This is a genomic window from Wolbachia endosymbiont of Madathamugadia hiepei (assembly GCF_013366855.1).
In the GTDB taxonomy this organism is placed as follows: domain Bacteria; phylum Pseudomonadota; class Alphaproteobacteria; order Rickettsiales; family Anaplasmataceae; genus Wolbachia.
Window position 1 is genome coordinate 1 of sequence record NZ_WQMP01000114.1, and the last position, 3,366, is coordinate 3,366.

Here is a 3,366-nt window from a genome sequence, read left to right on the forward strand (position 1 = left end):
ATTCTTTCTTCGGTAGCCAAATAGAAACTTTATAATGAATTTTGTCAGTAACCACTAGATTTTTTAGTTGCCATGCAACAAAGCCTGCTGGAATCCAGCCTCTCCATAATCATCAAAACGTCGTATTTTAATATAAAACAGCTACTTTTATATTCACCAACTTAATAAAATTCCTGGATGCCAGTGTCAAGCACTGGCGTGACACCCTAGTGGTAGGCTCAAATCACAATGTTCGTACAGTTGTGCGTCATGCGCTGGAATGACAGGAGAAGGTGCACCGGAATGATATAAAGAGAGTGGATTACCGATTTTTCATATGGCTGTGCGAGAAGTTCACTGAAATTTTGAAAAATGTAATCTACTTCTATACTCGAATATATCAAGTAGTAGTTCAAAAGATTTATTCTCAGCAATTGCACCTTTCGGATTATTGTATGCAAGGTTGAGTAGCTCTCTATCTTTATACAAGTCAGCAAATTTAAACTCCATGCATCCTGATTGTTTTATGCCTAAGATATCTCCGCTGCCTCTCAGCATCATGTCCTTCTTAGCAATTTGAAATCCATCTTGTGACTCACACATAATCTTTAACTTCGAAGATGAGCTTTTGCTTAGATTATCGTATAGTAATACGCAAAAAGATGGCTTACTTCCTCGCCCTACCCTACCTCTCAACTGATGTAACTGCGATAACCCAAATTGCTCTGCATTTTCTATAATCATAATGGTTGCATCTGGTACATCTATACCAACTTCTATTACAGTTGTTGCAACTAGGAGGGAAAATTCATTTCTTTTGAAAGAGAACATAGCTTGATCTTTCTGATCTTGAGTCAGTTTTCCGTGTATTATTTCAACTTTATCAAAAAATGTTTTTTGCAATTCCTGAAAGCGCATCTCTGCTGCAGCAACATTTAGTTCTTCGTTTTCTTCTATATATGGACAAATCCAATATGCTTTTTCGCCTCTGCTTATAGCATCCTTCAGTTTTTCAATAATATCTGGTACTTTTTTAATGTTCATAATGACAGTTTTTATTGGCAACCTGGATTTTGGTTTTTCCCTTAAAACGGAGCATTCAACATCACCATACATGGCTTGCTGCAAGGTTCTTGGGATTGGAGTTGCAGTCACAAAAAGTATGTCAGTATTTTCTCCTTTTCCTACTAAACGATTTCTCTGCATCACTCCAAACCGCTGTTGTTCGTCTATGACTGCAAGCCCTAAATTTTTAAACGTAACGTTAGCCTGAAATAGTGCATGAGTGCCAACCACTATATTTAAAATACCACTTGCAAGTTCGTTCATGATAGTCTTTCTTTCTTTGCGCGTAGTTTTACCAGTAAGCAGAGCAACTTTTATATCGGTGCAAGATAAAGCCTCTTCGATCCAATTATAATGTTGTTCCGCCAAGATAGTAGTTGGTGCCATTAGAGCTGCCTGCATGTTGTTTTCTACCGCACTCAGCATCGTAAAAAGTGCAACCACGGTCTTGCCACTACCGACATCACCTTGTAGCAAGCTTACCATGCGGTATTTGGATTTTTGTCTCTCCGAGATCTCATCTATTGCACGAATTTGATCGTTTGTTAATTGGAATGACAATCCATTTAAAACTTGCTCTTTATATTTATTAGATATTGTAAATTCTCTTCTCTCTTTTCTTACGTGATTTTCTCTTGCAAGTTTTAGTGCTAGTTGATACGCAAACAATTCATCATAGGCAAGCCTTTTCCGACAAACTTCCGCTTCTGCCAATGACCTTGGTCTGTGCAGCTTTATAATGCTTTCTCTCCAACTCAGCCATTTTTTTTGCTCGATTAATGTACCATCTATCCACTCTGGCAAATCAGGCAATTCTTTTAGATTGGAATTTATTATGTTTTTAATACTCTTGTTAGTAATGCCGCGACATAATTGGTAAACCGGCTCTATGCAAGCTATCTCTTCAAATTGGTCGATGTTAAGCGATACGTAATCTGGGTGAGTAATTCGCCAATATCCAGCAAATTTGTCAAGTTTACCACTGATGATTACATGGGCTCCAATTGGAAATGATTTATATAAATATTTAACTGAGTAATTAAAAAAGACTATGAATATATACTGACTTTCGCCTTCAACGACTATTTTATATGGCCTACCCCTAAAAGTGGGTGGCTGATGTTCATGAACTTTTGCTGTGAAAGTTGTCAGTTCTCCAACTTGAGCATCAAGTAGCGATTTACTTCTATCTACATAACTGTGTGGCCTGTAAAACAGCAGGTCCATTACTCTATCTCCGCCACAAAGTTTAGGCAATATTGTGGAATGAAACTTAGGTATATTCTCCAGCTTGCCATTCAGAAAGGCCAACACATCTGGTTGCTCGTTGAGACTCATACATGTGTAAAATTGTTTATCCATAATAGGGCTTTCTTAAAATTCTGTCACCTTATGGTTACACTCTACATCATACTGCCGTTCCACAACTGTACAAACATTGCAGTTTGAGAGCAACTCTCACCGGAAGGTGTTATATAAGTAGCCCCTTCCTGTCATCTCAACGCCTCCATTTCTTGTCACCCAAGTAGCTCCATTTCTTGTCATTCCAGCGCTTCCTTTTTTGTCATCCCAGTACTTGATACTGGGATCTAGTTTTCCATAAAAATGGTGCATTTTAACACAATTTTTATGCTCACCTACTTGATAAAATTTCTGGATGCCAGTGTCAGCTACTTGCATGACACCCTCCTAGTAGCACAATGTTCGTACAGATGTGCGTCACGCGCTGGAATGATATCCTTTCTGGTGGCGATTAATCTTAAATCATAATGTTCGTATAGCTGCGACTCGAGAGGTGCTTTCTCTTATCCATTGCAGATATTGCACGGTGCTATCGACTTGGTCATTGTGATGTGCCTCTGGGAACATTAAAATTTCATACCCAAAATCATTTAGCCATACTGCTTGGTGCGGCAGAAAAACTTTTCCAGACTCTATAATTGGAACAATCTGGTGGAATCGAGCGAGTTTGTCATCATGTGGTACTATTTCAATAATGGGTAAATCACTGCTTGCTTTTAGCTCTTGCACCAATTGCTGACCGCTTGTTTTTGCTTCAATTAAAACTGCGTGTGGTGTCCATCTTGCAGCTAGTGACAGAACTTGCTCTTTAAGTTTTGGGTACTCGAGTTTTGCACGATATACATCGAGTAAATAAAACTTATTGCCCACTTTTGCCCAAGTGGTGCAGACCACCGGAAGGGTGTCATCCCAATACTTGATACTGGGATGGCTTTGTTGCATGGCAACTTATGCTGTGGTGATTTATGATAAATTCATGTAACCATTTCAAACTTAGCCATGCCAATGTCAGTAAATTTA

The 3,366-nt window shown here is 38.7% G+C and carries 2 protein-coding genes and 1 pseudogene; all 3 read right to left on the minus strand.

Features of this window, described 5'->3' with window-relative positions; all coding sequences use genetic code 11:
- Positions 1 to 333: 333 nt before the first annotated feature.
- The gene (locus GO685_RS04255; RefSeq protein WP_175937714.1) at positions 334 to 2,382 is read right to left on the minus strand and encodes a helicase-related protein; all 2,049 of its coding nucleotides are present in this window, start codon (positions 2,380 to 2,382) and stop codon (positions 334 to 336) included.
- Between the two features lie 120 nt (positions 2,383 to 2,502).
- Positions 2,503 to 2,724, minus strand: coding sequence for a hypothetical protein (locus GO685_RS04260; protein ID WP_175937713.1), 222 nt, complete (start codon positions 2,722 to 2,724; stop codon positions 2,503 to 2,505).
- 84 nt (positions 2,725 to 2,808) lie between these two features.
- Positions 2,809 to 3,237, minus strand: a pseudogene (gene terL, locus GO685_RS04265) (phage terminase large subunit); the annotation flags it as partial.
- Positions 3,238 to 3,366 lie beyond the last annotated feature (129 nt).